The organism is Chryseobacterium sp. GW823-FHT05E08 (assembly GCF_058795655.1).
Window position 1 is genome coordinate 996,747 of sequence record NZ_JBXAHY010000001.1, and the last position, 15,434, is coordinate 1,012,180.

At 32.6% G+C, this 15,434-nt stretch carries 14 protein-coding genes; all 14 read right to left on the bottom strand.

From position 1 onward, the window contains the following. Positions 1 to 68 precede the first annotated feature (68 nt). The 14 genes from AC1Q7L_RS04665 to AC1Q7L_RS04730 all read right to left on the bottom strand — a co-directional run bounded on the left by AC1Q7L_RS04665 (position 69) and on the right by AC1Q7L_RS04730 (position 15,426). On the bottom strand, positions 69 to 1,364 hold the full coding sequence (locus AC1Q7L_RS04665) for a cryptochrome/photolyase family protein (protein WP_492306592.1): 1,296 nt from the start codon (positions 1,362 to 1,364) through the stop codon (positions 69 to 71). Then, positions 1,361 to 2,044 (bottom strand): lycopene cyclase domain-containing protein, encoded by a 684-nt coding sequence (locus AC1Q7L_RS04670; protein WP_492306593.1) that lies wholly within the window; start codon positions 2,042 to 2,044, stop codon positions 1,361 to 1,363. Before AC1Q7L_RS04670 ends, AC1Q7L_RS04665 begins: the two co-directional genes overlap by 4 nt. Before the next feature lie 3 nt (positions 2,045 to 2,047). Then, complete coding sequence (locus AC1Q7L_RS04675; RefSeq protein WP_492306594.1) at positions 2,048 to 2,506, bottom strand: sterol desaturase family protein; 459 nt, start codon at positions 2,504 to 2,506, stop codon at positions 2,048 to 2,050. A gap of 188 nt (positions 2,507 to 2,694) precedes the next feature. Further along, positions 2,695 to 3,159 carry an SRPBCC family protein gene (locus tag AC1Q7L_RS04680; protein ID WP_492306595.1) on the bottom strand — a complete coding sequence of 155 codons (465 nt, stop codon included), beginning with the start codon at positions 3,157 to 3,159 and terminating at the stop codon, positions 2,695 to 2,697. Positions 3,160 to 3,168: 9 nt separating this feature from the next. After that, entirely contained in the window at positions 3,169 to 4,005 is an 837-nt protein-coding gene (locus tag AC1Q7L_RS04685) for a phytoene/squalene synthase family protein (RefSeq protein WP_492306596.1), read from the bottom strand. Positions 4,006 to 4,007: 2 nt separating this feature from the next. Next, positions 4,008 to 5,480 (bottom strand): bifunctional phytoene desaturase/3,4-desaturase, encoded by a 1,473-nt coding sequence (gene crtID, locus AC1Q7L_RS04690; protein ID WP_492306597.1) that lies wholly within the window; start codon positions 5,478 to 5,480, stop codon positions 4,008 to 4,010. 2 nt (positions 5,481 to 5,482) lie between these two features. Next, complete coding sequence (locus AC1Q7L_RS04695) at positions 5,483 to 6,157, bottom strand: MarR family winged helix-turn-helix transcriptional regulator (RefSeq protein WP_492306598.1); 675 nt, start codon at positions 6,155 to 6,157, stop codon at positions 5,483 to 5,485. 631 nt (positions 6,158 to 6,788) lie between these two features. Continuing rightward, a complete protein-coding gene (locus tag AC1Q7L_RS04700; protein ID WP_492306599.1) occupies positions 6,789 to 7,442 on the bottom strand; it encodes a LuxR C-terminal-related transcriptional regulator in 654 nt (217 codons plus the stop codon). Further along, complete coding sequence (locus AC1Q7L_RS04705; protein ID WP_492306600.1) at positions 7,426 to 9,159, bottom strand: sensor histidine kinase; 1,734 nt, start codon at positions 9,157 to 9,159, stop codon at positions 7,426 to 7,428. The genes AC1Q7L_RS04700 and AC1Q7L_RS04705 overlap by 17 nt, the downstream gene beginning before the upstream one ends. A gap of 212 nt (positions 9,160 to 9,371) precedes the next feature. Beyond that, complete coding sequence (locus AC1Q7L_RS04710) at positions 9,372 to 9,689, bottom strand: hypothetical protein (protein ID WP_492306601.1); 318 nt, start codon at positions 9,687 to 9,689, stop codon at positions 9,372 to 9,374. 84 nt (positions 9,690 to 9,773) lie between these two features. Beyond that, the gene (locus AC1Q7L_RS04715; RefSeq protein WP_492306602.1) at positions 9,774 to 10,913 is read right to left on the bottom strand and encodes a 1-acyl-sn-glycerol-3-phosphate acyltransferase; all 1,140 of its coding nucleotides are present in this window, start codon (positions 10,911 to 10,913) and stop codon (positions 9,774 to 9,776) included. Positions 10,914 to 11,253: 340 nt separating this feature from the next. Then, on the bottom strand, positions 11,254 to 12,690 hold the full coding sequence (locus AC1Q7L_RS04720) for a serine hydrolase (protein WP_492306603.1): 1,437 nt from the start codon (positions 12,688 to 12,690) through the stop codon (positions 11,254 to 11,256). 256 nt (positions 12,691 to 12,946) lie between these two features. Beyond that, on the bottom strand, positions 12,947 to 14,512 hold the full coding sequence (locus AC1Q7L_RS04725; RefSeq protein ID WP_492306604.1) for an ABC transporter permease/substrate-binding protein: 1,566 nt from the start codon (positions 14,510 to 14,512) through the stop codon (positions 12,947 to 12,949). Further along, on the bottom strand, positions 14,509 to 15,426 hold the full coding sequence (locus tag AC1Q7L_RS04730) for an ABC transporter ATP-binding protein (protein WP_492306605.1): 918 nt from the start codon (positions 15,424 to 15,426) through the stop codon (positions 14,509 to 14,511). Before AC1Q7L_RS04730 ends, AC1Q7L_RS04725 begins: the two co-directional genes overlap by 4 nt. Positions 15,427 to 15,434: the final 8 nt, after the last annotated feature.

Below are 15,434 nucleotides of genomic sequence, written 5' to 3' on the forward strand. Positions count from 1 at the left end.
TTATTAACATTACCTTATTTTACTTCTACGTAAAACTTAGATAGAAAATAACGAACTTTTTCTTGAAATTATTCGACAATCAAACCCTCTTTATAGGTTTTTAAAGCTCTTTCTCTAGCTTGTTTGTGATCCACAATCGGTCTGTTCAACAAAGCATCCTGAGGAAGCCATTTTTTGATATATTTGAGATCTTTATCAAATTTCTTAGTCTGTTCTTCGGGATTGAAGATTCTAAAATAAGGCGCAGCATCACAGCCACAACCTGCCGCCCACTGCCAATTTCCGTTGTTGGCAGAAAGGTCATAATCTAATAATTTTTCGGCAAAATAAGCTTCGCCCCATCTCCAATCGATCAATAAATGTTTAGTAAGAAAACTCGCGACAACCATTCTCACCCGATTGTGCATAAAACCGGTCTGATTCAACTGTCGCATTCCTGCATCTACAATTGAATATCCTGTATTTCCTTCGCACCAGGCTTTGAATTCATCTTCATTATTTCTCCATTGAATATTTTCGTATTTCTTTTTAAAACATTGAGTCACAACATGTGGAAAATGAAATAAGATCTGCATGAAAAATTCTCTCCAAATCAGTTCGCTTAGCCAAACTTCATTATGTTTTTGGGCAAATTTCACACATTTTCTCACTGAAATTGTTCCGAATCTTAAAGCAATTCCCAAATGAGTTGTATGATCTAAAGCCGGAAAATCACGGTTTTTATCATAGGTATCTATAATTTTTGAATCTAAAGACGGCTTTGAAAATTCAAATTCAGTTTTTTCAAATCCGATCTCTTTAAGGCTTAGAATATTTTCGGGAGTTTTTACAGGAAGAAAGTTTTTAAAATCAATCTTAAAATCTTCAATCTCAATTTTATTGATATTTTCTTTCCATTTTTTGGAATATGGTGTGAAAACAGTGTATGGAGTTTGGTCACTTTTAAGAATATCGTTTTCTTCAAAAATAACCTGATCTTTATAAGCTGAAAATTTTACTTCTTTTGTAGCTAGAAAATCAGTTATTTTTTTGTCTCGTTTGATGGCTTGAGGTTCGTAATCACGGTTACAGAAAATGGTATCAATATCAAATTCTTCAGTCAGTTTTTCGAAAATATCAGAAGGTTTTCCATAAAATGTTTTTAAACCACTTCCATGTTCTTTTAATTTCTGATTGATTTCAGTTAAAGCCTGATGAATATAGTCTACCCTTTTGTCCTTCTTGTCACTGAGTTGATCTAAAATCTCACGGTCAAAAATAAAAATCGGAAGTACTTTCACACCCGATTGCAAAGCTTCATATAAGCCATAATTATCTTCCAGTCTCAGATCACGTCTGAACCAGAATATATTAATTTTGTTCATTTTTTTTTGAATTTTTGAAATAAAAACAGGTTCCATAATATCATTTCATAGCCATACACCGTGTCTTCTAACGGAATGGTCAACATTCTTATTCCCATGAAATTTTGGGGATTATAATTCACGATTGGAGATTCTAAACCTGTTCCTGTCAGGATTCCATTTACTGCTAAAAAACCGGGCATTAAAATCAAATAAATGAAAGATGCTTTGCCGATCCACCTTGCTTTCAACACGAAATATAGCACAAACATACTCACAGCCGTTGTAAGAAACGTCATGAATGTATAGATCTTATCGTGAAAATAAATCGCAATGATTAATGCTAAAACGATACTGATAATCACAAATATTTTTTCCGGAATCGGTTTCCAATTGAGGTTGAAAAATTTATTTAAACAGAAATAAGTAAATACACATGAAAATGGAATGCAAATAAAGAATAATATTTCTTCGATCGGTAAGTTTAAAATCCTGATTCCTAAAAGATAATGATCGTTAAACCACCACACGCCTATTTTCGTAAACCACGCGTCCCAAACTATAAAAACCAAAGCCACCAAAAATGAAGCAGAGAAAAAAGCTCCAAAATGCCTGTTGAATTTTATCTTATGATGAAACGAAAAAATAAAACAGATAAATACTGTAAAAAAATTGATTAACAGATAGGTATAGTGATGCATTTTTTACGATTTATTTCTATTAAAATACATTTTAAAATATTTAATCGGAACCCATAAAAATCCAAAACACTCTCCTCTTTCTTTTCCCGTATGCTTATGATGCTGTTTATGAGCGCGTCTGATCGACAATAAATAAGGATTTTTGGTATCTCTTAAAAACCTGATTCTTTGATGAATGAAAATATCATGAACAAAAAAATAGGCCATCCCATATAACGCAATTCCTACGGCGATATAAAAGTAGATGTTGTAATTATTAACTGTTCCATAGTACATCAAAGCGATGGTTGGAAGAGCAAAAATCAGGAAAAAGTAGTCGTTTTTTTCAACATGCCCTTCATTACTGTGATCGTGATGATCTCTGTGAAGCGACCATAAAAAACCGTGCATGATGTATTTATGAATCAGCCACGTCATGCCTTCCATGATGAAAAATGTACTTATGACAATTAGAAAATTCATGATTTTTATTTATTTAATTTTTTATTTTAACCAAAAAAAGATGATAACACTTAAGATTTATTAAGTTAACCCGTAAACTGCAAAATAAGAACACTTAAGTTTTATGAAAATCTTTGATTTTCTTCTTATGTGGACTTTTTTTAACTAAAGTGTTCTAAAGTGTCAAAAAGCTTTTGTCTCTTTTGTGGTTAGATTTTACTATTAAACATTTTGTTTAAAACTTTATTTCGGTAGCTGAAAATATGTTCCAGCTTACTTTTCACAAAAAGTTTGTGGGCTATCTCACCTAAAAATCCCATCGGTAGTTCGTAATCAACGGTATCTTTCATTAAAACACCTTTATCATTAGGAATAAATTCATGAAAATGATTCCATAATTTATACGGCCCTTTTTGCTGATAATCGGTAAAACTTTTCTGAAAATCAACTTGTTTGATCTCTGTTGTCCAGTTCATTTTAATCCCCAACAAAGGTGAAACATGGTAATCGATAATCATTCCTTCATAAATTTCATCGTCATCTGTTTTAGTGAGAACAACAAATTTCATATCTTCTGGAGTGATCTTAGACAGATTATTGGCCGAGGAGAAAAATTTCCATGCGGTTGCTAAATCACAATTCAATTGCTGCTCTTTATAAAGTCTGTGTACCATTGTAATTTTTTATAAAAATGAAGTTTTATACTGTAAATAACTGCTCATCATTAAAGAAATCTTCTTACTGTTTGAGATTCTTATCCTTTGATTAATGATTTTATGAGCCGAAGTTCTTTTGATCTTTTTGAAAAGTGAAATATAATAACGATACGCCAAATACACTCCAAATCTCGATGAATTGGGAAGTTTTTTAATTCCACTCAGGGCTTCATTAAATTCTTTTTCGATGTCTTTTTCAATATCAACTTTAATTTTATTATCGAACAAAGTAATATCTACATCCGGAAAATAACTTCGTCCCAAAATCTGATAATCGTCTTTCATGTCTCTTAAAAAATTCACCTTCTGAAAAGCTGATCCTAATTTCATTGCAAAAGGTTTAAGTCTTTCAAATTCAGCAACATTTCCTTCCACAAATATCTGAAGACACATCAAGCCCACCACTTCTGCAGAACCTAAAATATATTGTTTATAAAGATCTGAATTATAATCTACCTTCTGAAGATCCATCTGCATGCTATCCAAAAACTGACTGATTAATTTCTGATCAATATCAAACCGATGAACTGTGTCCTGAAACGACTGTAAAATAGGATTTAATGAAATTCCATCCTGCAAAGCCTGAGCGGTTTCTTCCCTGAATTTGGCAAGCAGTTTTTCTTTATCATATCCATGAAAACTGTCTACAATTTCATCAGCCAAACGCACATATCCATACACTGCATAAATCGGGTTTCTGATTTTCGGAGACAATGCCAAAATCCCCAAAGAAAAGCTTGTGCTGTACTGTTTGGTGGTTTCTTTACTTACCCGATAAGAAAGTTCATCAAATAATTTTTTCATAATTAATTAGTTTTGGTGGCTTCGATAGCTGCAATTTTTCCTGAAATAATCGACGGCGGAACACCAGGTCCCGGAACCGTAAGCTGTCCGGTGTAAAAAAGATTTTTCACTTTTTTGTTCCTGAGTGACGGTTTCAAAACTGCGGTTTGTGATAAGGTGTTGGCAAGTCCGTAAGCATTGCCTTCATAGGCATTATAATCTTCCTTAAAATCTTTAATACAATAACTTCTTTTATAATCGATCTTTGGCAATAAATTCGAAATTCCTGTATGTTTTTCCAGTCTTACGATCATTTCAAGAAAATATTTTTCTCTTTCCATTTCAGAATCTTCTATTCCGGTGGCGACAGGCATCAGAAGAAATACGTTTTCGCAATATTCTGGTGCTACATTCGGATCTGTTTTTGAAGGACAACAAGCATAAAATAATGGTTTTGAAGGCCATTTTTTATCTTCATAAATTTCTGTGGTGTGAAGGGCAAGGTCATTTTCAAAAAACAGTGTATGGTGTTTCAGATTTGGAATTTTTTCTTTAAAACCTAAATAATAAATCAAACAGGAAGGCGCAAAAGTGAGCTTTTCCCAATAGGTTTCTTTATAATTTCTAAATTCTTCAGGCAGCAATTTACTTTCTGTATGATGGTAATCTGAGGAAGCAATAATTGTATCAAAATCGATTTCTTTACCATTAACTAACAGAGAATTAGCTTTACTATTTTTAACGATAATTTGCTCTATATTTGAATTAAAATGAAATTTCACGCCTTGACTTTCAGCAATATTTTTCATCGCGTCTATCACTTTTGAAAAACCACCCATTGGGTACCAAGTCCCCAATTTGTATCCGCCGTAATTCATTAAACTATATAAAGCCGGAATATCCTTCGGAGCTGCACCAAGAAAGATAACCGGGAATTCCATCAACGTGATCAACTTCGGATTGCTGAAATATTTTCTTACAAATTTTTTAAAATTGGTTAAAAGATCAAGTTTCAACGCACTTTTTGCAATTTTTGGAGAAACAAATTCAAACCATGAATGACAAGGTTTATTTACGAATTCTTTCATTCCTACTTCATATTTGTATCGGGCATCTTCCATGAATTCATCCAGCTTTTTACCAGAACCCTTTTCTGTTTTTTCAAACAAATCCCGCATTTCGGTATAGCTGTGAGGGATATTCATTTTGCTGTCGGAGAATACCATTTCAAATTGAGGATCAAGTGGTACAAGCTTAAAAAAATCAGATGTTTTTTTACCGAAATCTTCAAAAAAAGATTCAATAATATCCGGCATCCAATACCAACTCGGGCCCATGTCGAAACTATAACCATTATCTGTGACGAATTTTCTCGCTCTGCCACCTGCTTCACTATTCTTTTCAAAGACATGAACTTCATGACCTTCTTTTGCAGAATAGGCAGCCGCCGACAATCCCGAAAACCCTGAACCAATGATGGCTATTTTCTTTCTCATTCTTAATTTTTTTCAAATGAATATTCCTGATAAACAGTGCTGATCAAATCTTTACTGTCTATATTTCGATTAAAAATGGGATAGTGAAACTTATCTAATTTGTTCAGAATACGAATGAGATCCATTTTTTCAGAATAATTTAGATTGCCTGATACAATATATGTTGCGCTTCGGATATTTTTCATTTGGTTTTCCAGCGCTTCAATTCCTTGTTCTGTAATTTTTATGAGTTTCGTTCTTTTGTCATCGTTTGAATCTGTCTGATGTACCCAACCTTGCTTGATCAATCGGGTAATAATCAGCATTCCTACAGGTTTGTCCTGAATATTTTTTTTGATGAGTTCCATTTTGGTCATTTCACCAAATGCTTTCAAATTGATCAGATAAATAAAATCTTCCTGCGTGGCAAAATCAGAGCCAGAAATAGCTGATTTAGAATAGGTTTTTGCATATCTGTTGAGATGAACCAACAAAGTACTGATCGCACTTTCCGGACTTCTTCCACTTTCTTTGCCTTCCCAATAAGGAGCTTCTGCTTCATCGTTATTAGTCATAGATTCTTTGTTATAGATCCAAGATTTGAATCCATCAACATCAGAAGAATACTGAGAATTTTTGTTTTCAGACTCAAACTGCTCCAGTAATCCTACAACGTCTTTGACAAGAGAGAAATTCATAATAATAAAATTAGAATACAAATATACTAAAATATATTTATAATAATTTATTTATAAACTAAATTTAATTATACTTTTTTATTATTTAAAATTAATTGTTCATCATTTCTTTTGAATTGAAACAAAAAAAATCCTGCTAATCTTATGATCAACAGGATTTTTCCAAAGTTTACTCTACGAAAAAAGGAGACTCTCGTCTCCTTTTTTTACTGTATACTAACCTTAGATGACCATCTCACTTCTTTATATAATCTTTGTGTTTTTTTAATAAATCAGTTTTCAAGAAGGCGGTTAAAGGTTATCATATACCCTATTTAATTTCATCACTTGCTCGATAATTTAATCTCATCACTTGTGCTCGAATATAATTCAAGTTTATTATTTGTGTCGAAATTTATTTGTGTTTAAAAAATTTACTTTTTTGAAAGTTTGAATTAAAATTAAAAAGCCAGTAAACCTTTTCAATTAATAATCCTTGTTTTCGTTTAGTATTTTTCTCTGGTACAAAGTAACAACAATGGAGAATAAAGTTATCTATAAAACACATCGATATATATCGATAAGCCTATAGATATTTATCGATAAAAATGATTTTAGAAGTAAAGAAAGTGAAGAATGGAGGGTTGAAATCCTATATTTTGTGATGGGTTTTGATGATATCAATAAGCTCAACAAGATTTTCTATTTTCAGTTTATCAAATATATTTTTCTTGATCGTACTTACTGTATTCTGCTTTATATCAAGATTATTGGCAATTTCGAGGTTACCAAACCCATCCGCATACATTTCAGCGATTTGTAATTCTCTTTTCGTTAGATGATGAAGAGGATTCATTGAATTCGGATCATTGGCGAATTTTACCAATAGATTCTGTGAAACGGCAGAAATATATTCACCTTTATTTACAATGCTAATGATAGCTTTTTGAACGTCTTCTTCTTCGCTTAATTTGCTCAGAAAACCATTGGCTCCTGCATTGATGAATTTAAGGGCATGAAGCTCTTCTTCAAGACCAGAAAAGATTAAGATTTTAATATTCGGTTTTGCATTTTTAATATCAGATAAAATATGAATGCTGTTTCCATCCGGAAAATGGGCATCGATAATAGCAATTTCTATTTCTTTTGAAGTCACTTCTTCCACCACTTTCTGTAAAGAGGAAGTATGATGAATGGTAGCATTTGGAAAAATTTCATTGATTGTAAGTGCCATCCCGTGTCGCACGATGCTGTGATCGTCTGCTAAAAGGAACGTAATTTCTTTATTTTCAATTGGTATTTCCATTGTTGTCTATATTTAAATTGATCCTGAATGTCACTTTTGCCCCCTCACCTAACTTGCTTGCGATAGATATTTCGCCATTAAAAAGTTCTATAATTTCCTTGCATAAATTCAATCCAAGTCCTGCTCCAAGGTTATCGATTTCGTTAGAAACCATTCCTTGATAATAAGGTTCAAAAATATTTTTAAGATCCGATTCTGAAATTCCTGCGCCCGTATCTCCTACTGTCGTCAGCAGTGAAATTCTATTTTTATCAATAGTCTCGGTTGACATGGTAAGATCTATTTGTCCGTTTTCCGTAAACTTGTTGGCATTTCCTAAGATATTCATAAATACCTGATTGATTTTTATATTATCTGAATATACAACCAAATCCCCAGGTATGCTATCATTTACGACAAATTTATTATTTCTGGTTTCTATATAAGGTTTGATCGCCGTTACGATAGAATTGATCTCATCTTTAAGATTAAAAACATTCTTCACCAATTTCTGATCCGCATTCTGATTTTTTGTATACTCTAAAATCTGGTTAGACTGTATCAACAACGTACTATTCGTGAATTTTATCGATTTAAGATACTCTTTTATCGTCTCGTCTTTTGTTGTTCTGTTGATTTTATCAATGAAAATATTGATGATTTTTAATGGAGATCTTAATTCATGACTTAACATTCCTAAGATTCTGTTTTTGAAGTTAAGATTGTTTTTAATTTCCTTGTTTGCAGCGTTTAATTTCCATTCGTAGATAAATGCGACTCTTGTAAAATACATGATCAAAATCGAAACAATGAACATCAGGATCATTAATCCAAGCACCAAATAAGTTCGGATCTCATTATTAATCAATTTCTGTTTGTTGTATTCTTTTTCTAAATCTGATTTGAATTCTTTGATCGCATTTCCATAGACATCTATCAGTCCGTTGCTGTAAATCAATAATTTATTAAAACTACCATAAAACTGTCTGCTATCATGCTGATCTCTAACTGTAGACAGTTGAATCTTTTTAATTTCAGTTGTATAATGTTTTTCCATAGACTTTATGGCATCCTTCATTTCTGATTTTAAGCTAGACAGATCCGCAGCTTTTTTATTCTTTAGAGTAATAACTGTACTTTCTTTTTGTACATCCACTTTACCCGCGATTGCATCCCGTAAACGTCCTACAAAACCCTTTTTCTTTATCGTGTCAGAATAAGTATGCGTCTCAATATCAATATCATCAAAATTATTTTTGACTTTAAATTTTTCAATAGTATACTGCTTATCTTCAATCTTCGGTGGCGGATTTTGGGCATATTGGTATACAGAATCGATCAATGTCTTTAGCTTCGTAATTTTCAGCGTGTCTTTTTTCTGTAAATTAAATTTGCTCTTCAGCTTTGGAGCAATATTTTCATTTTCATTGATCTTACTGAAATTATTTTTAAGCTTTGTAAGAGATTCAAAGTATAATTTTAAGTCTTTATCATCCTCGCTGATCATATATCTCTGAAGATGGTTCTGAGCGTTCATGAAATCTTTTCTTGAATTATCGGTTATTCCTTCCAATTCACGACTTTCCTTCAATTGATTTTCGATAAATTTCAGTTTTTTCTCATTGATAAATTCATTGTAAAAAAATACAGCGATAATGACCTGTATTAATAAAATACACAGAATCAATGAGTAATGAACAATCTTCCTCAACTTAAAATTTAAGAATTTATATTTCATATCTATTTATCAGCTAAATTAATTTCCCCGATTACTTAAGTTTGCTTGATATTGATTTTAACCTGAATAATAATTTCTCCAAAAACATAGTAATTGGTGTACATCATTCAATTCGCAAAGTTAAAGTAATTTTTGTCTTTTTATAATAGTAAATATCAGACAAATGCAGGGAATTTCATAATAATTTATATCAAAATAGTTATATAATCAGTTTATTGATGTCGATTTCCTTTTTGATGATAGGTAATATTTTTATTCTGACTGTTTTTAGAAATATTTACTGCATTTTCCTCATAGTGGTTAATTGAGGAATGATTTTCCAGTTCAGATTCTAACTTATTAAAACGCAGACGTTTCCCATTTTTATAAAATTGATTATCAATTGTTCTGTAAGTTTGATTTTCTTGATAGGTATTCCCATCCGGTGCAGTGAACATTTTTAATCTTTCACGTCTTTTTCTTTTAAGATTAATAAGAACCAACGTTCCTGTTGCGATTAATCCCAATGCTATTTTTACTTTATTATTCATATTAATTATTTGCTTTGAAATAAACAAATAGCCTGCCATTAAAAATGAATATTAGACGTCAATACCTTATGGATACCACATTTTTTACATCGAAAGGTTATTCTGATGGTTAATTTTATTGATCACCGGATTGGCATACATGGCCAGAAAACTCTTTTTCATATCTGCATCAGAAATATCGATACGCATTTCCATTCTTCTCTCAAACAGCATTTTTTCATTTTCTGAATAATTTTCTGAGTATTGATCGGTTTTATGAAGTAAATCATAAGCAATAAAATTCGTTGGCCAAAGCTTATAATTCTGAATAATAGAACCATCTATAATCTGTGAAATAGCCTGCAACTGTTTATTTTTGTTGTCTATTTTCGCTACAATATCATCAAATTCAGTCTCAAGAACATCACCTGCGTGTATGTGAATGCGTTTTTTTTGACCTAATACTCCACTCAGCATTGTTTTAAAATCTTCACCCGGATCTTTAATGTATTCCTCGTTTCTTGATTTTGCCATTAGATGTGGCATTTTAAGAACATCGGTAGGATCATATTCATATGAGATAGACAACGGAACAATTTTCAGTGTTTTGAAGAAATCAGTTAATGACTGATCTCCTGCCATCGCCAGCATTTTCAATACACCTTGCTGAGTGGCATCGTTTCCATCTTTAGTACGGCCTTCACGCTGTGCGATCCAGACAGAACGGTTTTCTTTGCTTAATAGATCGTAAATATATTCAGACATGATCTTTGAACTGTTCAATTGCTCACGAAGAGAAAGTCCTCTTTGTACCAAAAAGTTACGGTTCAGTTTTGCCAATACATGTAGAAATGTTTTCTGAACAAGATTATCTCCGATTGCAGAAGAAGTCATGATCAATCCACGATCCAACAGCACTAAATTAAGCAAACATGTATCTAAAACAATATCTCTGTGATTGGATATGAATAAATACGATACATTTTTATCTAAATGATCAAATCCCGACGTCGTTAATCCTTCAGAACTCTGTTTAAGAATCTGACGAACGGTCTGCGATATATATTGATGCTGAAAATCACTTATGGAATGAATATTTTTAAACTGTTCAATCCAAAATTTCTCATCTTTATCAGGGAAAGTAAAATTCATTAACGCCTTCATCATCGGATGCCTGGCAATACTTAGCAGCGCATCATTTACTTCATGGTCATAAAAAGGCCTTATATCATCAAACTTCTTCATATCATTATTTAAAAAATTACGTTTTGCAAAAGAACAAAAAATTATTGACTACGTCTGATGATGTATATCATAATTGTAATTTTATAAATTGATCGCCGAAAAAAGTTATTAAATAACCCTTTTTTATAGAAAATCTGATTAATTTTTTTTAACCACAAAAAATACAAAAGCAAGGATTGAAGGATTGAACGATTCTAAATTTAGTTGTTTTGAAAACAGAAGCCCTCAAAAGAATAAAAATCAAAGATTTTTAAAAACTAATTTGTTCTTATTTACGGTTTATTGGTAAACTTAAAATACTAATGTGTTTAATCTTTTGTGCCTTTTGTGGTTAAAATAATTATTCGCTCAACTGTTTCAAGATCGTTTTCCCGTTTTCGTTATCGGGATTTAGCTTTACTGACTTTTCATACATTTTACGGGCTTCAGCTTTATTTCCCATTTTTAATAATACTTCTCCGTAGCTGTCATAGGCGTTTGAGCTGTTAGGATATAAGTAAACGTACAATTTGAAAATCTCGTAAGCATCATTAAGTTGATTAGGTCGCGACATCAATCGGTAAGCCCAGTCATTAAGTCCAGATTCTCCGGGATTAAAGTCAGGATTATTTTTCTTTTCAGAATTTACTACATCAATCGCTTTGTTGAAACCTTGTTTTTTAAGATTTGTTCTAAGATAGGTTATAGGATCAGATTTAACAATATCAGGATTATAAACTCCGGCAAGTTCTTCCAGAAAATCTTCGGGAGTACTTCCCATCAAGTTCGTGAAGACAATTACAGCCAAATTATCATCAGGATAAACCAAAAACGCTGATCTTCCTCCGCCTGACATGCCCAAAGCTTTATGCTTGGCTCGGAATTTTGTTATTCCCCATCCCAATGCCCAAGATGTTGGCGTTCCGTCATTCATTTTGATAGGTGACCACATTTTCGTTAAGGTTCCTTTACTTTTAAACAGTTCTTGTTTTTGTAAAGAAATGATCCACTTTGCCATGTCTTCGGCAGTTGTGTTGAGGCCGGATCCCGTTCTGCTGTAATCAGGAAATACATGGTATTCATTGAAAAGTTTTTCTTTATCCAATTTTCTTCCATCTATGAAGCTTCTATTTGAATAAGTAGGCGCAAAATCATGAATAACGTCTCTTGAGTCCCCAAATACCGTATTTTTCATCCCAACGGTTTGAAATTGTTTGGTTTTAAAAAACAGACCAAAAGGTTGTCCGCTTACTTTTTCAATTATTTTTCCTAGTAAATAATAGTTAGTTTGATTATATCGAAATTGTTCTCCTGTCTTAAAATCCATTGGAAGCGCTTTAAGTTCCTCCCAAATTTGTTTTTCCGGCTTCAATGCAGCTCCGGTAAGAGGATCAAACAATCTTACAATGTCAGGAAAACCAGAAATATGGGTCATCATCTGCTCAACCGTCACCGACTGCCATTTTTCAGGAAGATCAGTCAGATACTTTGATACTGGAGCAGATAATTCTATTTTCCCCTCTTCTACCAATTGCATTACAGCAACACCCGTAAAAACTTTAGTACATGAATTAATTGGAAAAATAGTTGCATCAGTAACAGGAATATTATTCTGAATACTGGCCATTCCGTATGATTTTTTCAAAATAATTTTACCGTTTTGAACCACAGCGATCTGTAATCCCGGAATCTTCCGCTCACTCATTTCTCTTTTAATGATAGCATCAATATCTGATTCTTTTTGAGCCGATAAATAGGAAGAAAACACAGAGAAGATCAATAGAAAATAAAATTTCATAGTTAGTTTTAGTTATAAGACAACTTTGAAAATGATTCTATTACATTGATTATAAATATAATTTTTTATTTTAACCACAAAAGATGCAAAAGCTATTTGCATACCTAATTTTTGTATTATTAGAAGACAAAGTTTCTCAAAAGAATAAAAATCAAAGATTTTTAAAACTAATGTGCTCTTGTTTTGCAACTTATTGATAAACTTAAAATACTAATGTGTAATCTTTTGTGTCTTTTGTGGTTATAATAAAAAATAATCATTTCGAATCTATATAATTTTTTAAATCCGATATACTTTTAATATTCAATTCTTTAGATTGCTTTCTGCGCATCATTAATGCATAAGAATTATTGAATCCAAGTGGTTCCAGCCATTGAATTCCGTATTGTTTTTGAAATTCTGAATTAACATAATTATATGTTTCATCAGGGCTTTGACTTACCTTTTTAATCGTTTGTTCGTTTGGTTCTAATAATACCAAAAGTCCGGTTCCTGTATATTCAGGGTAAAAATCGATGGCGTCGTTCATCAAAGCATCAAAACAGATTTTGGTTCCTCCCAATCCCGTTTTTGTTTCTACTTTATAATTGGTATTGCCTTCAATTAGCATTTTGTACATTTCTGTGAGAATATATTGTTCACCGAAAATTTTTGACCCAATTCGTATTGTTCCCGAATTTCCTTTTCTTGAAATTTTATATAAATTGTTTTTAACTAAAAAATCTTTAGCAATTTTTTCTGGTGTTTGATGAAGATAATCTGATTTATAATTTAAATCCGTCATAATTGAATCATTAAATTTACCTGACAATAAATTCAATGTTTTCTCTAATTCAGGGAATTTTTCTAATGTTTTGGTTTTAATGATCGGCGCAGCGAAATAGGGTGGAAATATTTTTTTATCATCATTCAAAACATACAAATCAAAAGCTTTGATTCTACCGTCTGTAGAATACCCGCTGATGAGATCCAATTCCTTTTCATAGGCTGCTTTGTACATAATCGCATCGCTTACTACGACAGGATTTACATTCAATCTATACACAGAACGAAGACCGAGATCGCCGTCTTGTCTTCCCATAAATTCGGGCGTAAAACCGGCTTTTAGTTTATTTTCTGAAACAGAAGTCAGCAGATAAATTGCTCCGAAAATAATCAAAATCGCAGGAACAATATATTTTAATTTTTGAAATAATCGATACCCCGATTTTTGTAAAACAGCAATCGCCTGATCCAACAAAACAGCCAATAATGCTGCGGGAATTGCGCCTGCCAAAATCATATTGGTATTGTTTAATGAAATTCCGCCAAAAATAAATTCACCCAAACCGCCTGCAGCAACAAATGAAGCCAAAGTCGCAACTCCAACATTAATAACGGCTGCCGTTCTTATTCCGGCAATGATAACGGGCATCGCCAGAGGAATTTCGACTTTAAAAAGAAGCTGGGTTTTATTCATTCCCATTGCTTTTGCAGCTTCAATAACAGTCGGATTTACTTCTGTAATTCCTGTGTACGTATTTCGAATGATCGGCAAAAGAGCGTAAATCAACAAAGCTGCAATGGCAGGTGTCGCTCCTATTCCAAAAGCAGGAATCATAAACCCCAATAAAGCAATGCTCGGGATCGTCTGCAAAATTCCCGCAATGCCAAGAACAGAACTGGAAAGTTTTCTTTTTCGGGCGATCAATATTCCTAAAGGCACACCGACTACAATCGCTAAAAGCAATGATAGAAAAGTCAGCCCAAGATGTTGTGTAATCTGGGTTAATAATTTTTCGTGCTGTTCAATGATAAACTGCCAAAGACTTTGCTGCGTCATACGATCTGTAGTTTTCTGTATTCATTAAATGCTTTAATCAACATTTCGTAGTGCATTGTATTTTTATGATTCGAGCTTAATTTTTGTAAAGCATCCCAAACACTTGTATTTTCACTAAAATTAAATTCATCAAATAAGATTTCTGAATTAAAATCATCAACATCCTTTAAAGTCGCAACTTTATATTCAAGCAAAAGTCGATTTTCAGCAAAAAAATCTGCGACAAACTCATTTTTAGGCTGATAAAGCATTTCTTTTGGCGTTCCGATCTGAATAATTTTCCCTTTATCCATTAAACATACTCGATGTCCTAATTCAAAAGCTTCCTGCACATCATGTGTGACCAAAATAATGGTTTTACTTTTAAGTTCTTCCAACGATTTAAATTCCGAATGAATATCTGCTTTCGTAATATTATCTAATGCTCCGAAAGGTTCATCCATCAACAGAATCGGTGAGTTGGCGATTAATGCTCTGGCAATCCCAACCCTTTGCTGCTGACCACCGCTTAGTTCGCTCGGAAAACGGGAAAGAATATCTTCGGAAAGATGAAGTTTATTTAATAATTCTTGGGTTCTGTTTTCTGTCTTTTTTTTGTTCCATTTTAATAATTCCGGAACGACATCGATATTTTGTTTAATCGTATAATGAGGAAATAATCCGGAATGCTGCATCACAAAACCGATACCCATCCTCAACTCTTCTACTTTTTGATCACGGATATTTTTACCATCAATCAAAATATTCCCGGAATCTGATTCTATGAGACGGTTGATCATTTTCAGGGTTGTCGTTTTGCCACAACCGCTGGTTCCGAGAAGCACCAAAACTTCTTTATCATTGACTTGAAAAGAAATATTATCAACTGCCGGTTTTCCGTTAAAATTCTTTGAAACTGATTCTACTGTAATCATTGGCAAAA

Bases quoted from the DNA above. Each gene is read 5' to 3' on its own strand.
- AC1Q7L_RS04725 (WP_492306604.1), bottom strand. From the start codon at position 14,512: ATGACGCAGCAAAGTCTTTGGCAGTTTATCATTGAACAGCACGAAAAA.
- AC1Q7L_RS04675 (WP_492306594.1), bottom strand. From the start codon at position 2,506: ATGAATTTTCTAATTGTCATAAGTACATTTTTCATCATGGAAGGCATG.
- AC1Q7L_RS04710 (WP_492306601.1), bottom strand. From the start codon at position 9,689: ATGAATAATAAAGTAAAAATAGCATTGGGATTAATCGCAACAGGAACG.
- AC1Q7L_RS04685 (WP_492306596.1), bottom strand. From the start codon at position 4,005: ATGAAAAAATTATTTGATGAACTTTCTTATCGGGTAAGTAAAGAAACC.
- AC1Q7L_RS04670 (WP_492306593.1), bottom strand. From the start codon at position 2,044: ATGCATCACTATACCTATCTGTTAATCAATTTTTTTACAGTATTTATC.
- AC1Q7L_RS04720 (WP_492306603.1), bottom strand. From the start codon at position 12,690: ATGAAATTTTATTTTCTATTGATCTTCTCTGTGTTTTCTTCCTATTTA.
- AC1Q7L_RS04695 (WP_492306598.1), bottom strand. From the start codon at position 6,157: ATGAATTTCTCTCTTGTCAAAGACGTTGTAGGATTACTGGAGCAGTTT.
- crtID (WP_492306597.1), bottom strand. From the start codon at position 5,480: ATGAGAAAGAAAATAGCCATCATTGGTTCAGGGTTTTCGGGATTGTCG.
- AC1Q7L_RS04700 (WP_492306599.1), bottom strand. From the start codon at position 7,442: ATGGAAATACCAATTGAAAATAAAGAAATTACGTTCCTTTTAGCAGAC.
- AC1Q7L_RS04705 (WP_492306600.1), bottom strand. From the start codon at position 9,159: ATGAAATATAAATTCTTAAATTTTAAGTTGAGGAAGATTGTTCATTAC.
- AC1Q7L_RS04715 (WP_492306602.1), bottom strand. From the start codon at position 10,913: ATGAAGAAGTTTGATGATATAAGGCCTTTTTATGACCATGAAGTAAAT.
- AC1Q7L_RS04665 (WP_492306592.1), bottom strand. From the start codon at position 1,364: ATGAACAAAATTAATATATTCTGGTTCAGACGTGATCTGAGACTGGAA.
- AC1Q7L_RS04680 (WP_492306595.1), bottom strand. From the start codon at position 3,159: ATGGTACACAGACTTTATAAAGAGCAGCAATTGAATTGTGATTTAGCA.
- AC1Q7L_RS04730 (WP_492306605.1), bottom strand. From the start codon at position 15,426: ATGATTACAGTAGAATCAGTTTCAAAGAATTTTAACGGAAAACCGGCA.